The 2,873-nt window shown below is 31.7% G+C and carries 2 protein-coding genes and 1 pseudogene; all 3 read left to right on the forward strand.

Translation table 11 applies throughout. The features are described 5' to 3' along the window. Window positions 1-1,881 (forward strand): annotated as a pseudogene (locus tag HMPREF9074_RS12465) (Rhs element Vgr protein); the annotation flags it as partial. A gap of 77 nt (window positions 1,882-1,958) precedes the next feature. Further along, window positions 1,959-2,630 (forward strand): hypothetical protein, encoded by a 672-nt coding sequence (locus HMPREF9074_RS10790; RefSeq protein ID WP_196774068.1) that lies wholly within the window; start codon window positions 1,959-1,961, stop codon window positions 2,628-2,630. A gap of 23 nt (window positions 2,631-2,653) precedes the next feature. Next, window positions 2,654-2,873, forward strand: a 220-nt coding sequence (locus tag HMPREF9074_RS12190) for a PAAR-like protein (RefSeq protein ID WP_034540755.1), incomplete at its 3' end; no start/stop codon positions are given.

The raw sequence follows: 2,873 nt of genomic DNA on the forward strand, positions 1-2,873 counted from the left end.
CAAAATGCAGAACGTCCTTATGTATTAGGATCTAATTACAATGGCAAGGAATACAGCCCTTTCCATAACAAAAACAATGATATCAAAGCCATACAAACCCGCAGCGGAGTAAAGATAAAAATCAATGATAGTAATGGTAGCCTCTTTTTAGAAGACCCCAGTGGCAATAGTATTTATATGGACGGCAAACAAAAGATCAGCTTCAATGGAGCTACTTTAGAGTTCAATGCCCAACGTATTATAATGAATGCTACCGAAAGAACTGAAATAACTACCAACGATTACATCCTCAATGCCCTTAACAAAATATATGTATTTAGCTCTTGGTTCAAACAACAAATCAATGGCTTTATGCATCTTTTCAGCAATAGCGCTTTGATAAACACCACAAATGCCATAGATATTGAAGCCAAAGAAGCTAAACTTCTCGGTACAGAAAAATCTATTGTACATTCTGATAATGTGGCAGTTGTAAACAGTTTAGGAACCGCAGAACTCAAAGGGAAACAAGGCAATAAATATACTCAAAAAGCAGAAGAGGTACCATCTACTCCAGCTGAAGAAATAGGATTAGCTGTAGTACATTTCAGACCTTTAGACTCTTGGTGTGGTGAATTTGGGTTTGATTGGTTTAGAATAGAAGATTCATCTTTATCACTCCCTAATGAAGAGGACTATCTTGGTGTTTTAGAAGGAGGTTATAATAAAAATTTCACTAATGGAACAAGACAAGATTTAAGTCCTCAAGAGGCTTATAAATCTTTCTCTGAGGAATACAAATCAATTCTCATAAAAGGTAATCCTGATTTACCTGGTTTTAAATACTATGTACCTTATCTTACTATGTTTTCAAAAGAATTTATAGATATATTAGCAGCTTCACCTAATCCTCCAAGAGTATTTCCTAAATATGAGGTTGAATTACAGCTTTTAATAAGCATCTCAGAAGAAATAAAAGAGTTAAAATTTGTTTATGAAAAAGAATACTTTGAGATAGACAAAACTATTTTACCGTATAAAACTAAACAAAATTTAGAAAAGAGTGGCACTGTAAAAATTATTTGCTTAAAAGATTTAGACAGTGATAAGGAAATAAAAGTTTATGCTTACCCAAAAGATGGGAAAGGAGAGGAAAGCAAAGTATTAGCTGGGAAACTTATTGTCTTAAAAAATGACCATACAGCAAGACAAGAACAAAAAATTGTATTAGTAAAGGTAAAAACAGATGTGCAAAATACAGGAAAAATCAAAGACGGAGAAATAGCTTCCCTTTATAGTTTTAGTTATCAATCACTAATTGTTCCTTTGATAAGCGAGGCTTTAAATATTTTAGATTTGTCTTCAGACAAAAGGTTTAAAGTCATAGAAAAAGATAAAGAATATGTTTATGGAGAATTTACATACAATTACAAAGAACAGAAAGAAAAGAATCCTGAAAAACATAAAGATGAATATATTGATAAAGCTATTTGGCAAAATGCACCTAACTTTTTTTCTGAAGTAAAAAAAGCATTTTTAAACGACAAGAATGAAGATGGTTTATTAAAAAATAAGATATATGAGAAAGGTTATCAATTTATTTTTCTAATGGAGGTTGAAACTTATGATGAAAGACCTGGAGAAGGTGAGGAAATTGGAGGAGATAATGCTATATTATTTAAGTCTAATAGATATAAAAGCACAATGGCTCATGAATTTTTTCACTGCTTAGGTTTGTATCACACACATAGGGAAGACACCCCTATAAAAGAAGCTAATAGAAAGTATATATTCAAAAAAAGTACTACCACTAACCTTATGAGCTATGTACAAGGTAAAACAAAAAGTTTGTGGCATTGGCAATGGCTTATTGTTAAATTAAAATTATCGCAAAAATGTTGAGAATAATTCTGTTTTGTCTGTTGATAATAGGCACTTACATTTGTAAAAGTCAAGAAAGTAATAATTTAATAAGAGATATGAAGTATTTTAACGAAGATTATTTTAAAGATTGGAAAGCAGACCTTTCTTTTGTTGCTACTGTAAATAGTTCATACTTAAAGAAAGGTATAGAAAGAGTTGAAATAGAAAAAGGAGGAAAAGAAATTCTTTTAAGGTTTTCTAATACACAAGACCCTTATGAGTATTTCTACACATACGACCCTATTAAAAAAGTACAGTTGATGAAAGGTTTTCTGTTCTGCTCAATGGCTATTGGTTCTTGGGAGTATTTCGATACCAATGGAGAACTAATAAAAAAGAAAGATATGAATGAAGGTTTTACATTTTCTTTAGATGATTTAATAAAGAAAATGAAACAAGACTATCAGATAGACTTGTGTGATAAAACTAATAATATAAGTATTATTAGAGGTTATTTTGATGGACATCAATGCTATCAAATAGTTATACCTACATCTTTTGAAGATGAATATAAAGTCTATAAGATAGATGGTTTTACAGGTGAAGTGCTTTTAGCTCCTAATTTTAAAAGGAAAAAAGAGAAGAAGAAAAGTACTTCATCAAAAAACACTACTTTTCAAGGCAAAACCTATACTGAAGAAGAGTGGAAAGCTTTTGAGCAAGAACAATGGGAAAAATACCAAGCTAACAAAAACCATAAGAGCTTTTGGGATAAGTTGTTTGGGTAACAAACCTTAAAAAACATCACACTATGGATATCATCACCAATACCGCAGAACTCAGTTGCAATCAAGGCACTACCAAAAGCAAACTTACTGTAACAAGTCAGGATTTTGTAACTATTGAGGACAAGTCTATTGCTACTGAGGGCGACAAACAAGCCAATGTGAATATAATGCCTTTTGGTCAGTGCAAGCTAAAGCCTAGCACAAGTGGTTACTTGCCTTGTATGCCTGCTCCTATAAAATGGG

Origin of the sequence: Capnocytophaga sp. oral taxon 329 str. F0087 (assembly GCF_000213295.2) — a bacterium.
Taxonomy (GTDB): domain Bacteria; phylum Bacteroidota; class Bacteroidia; order Flavobacteriales; family Flavobacteriaceae; genus Capnocytophaga; species Capnocytophaga leadbetteri_A.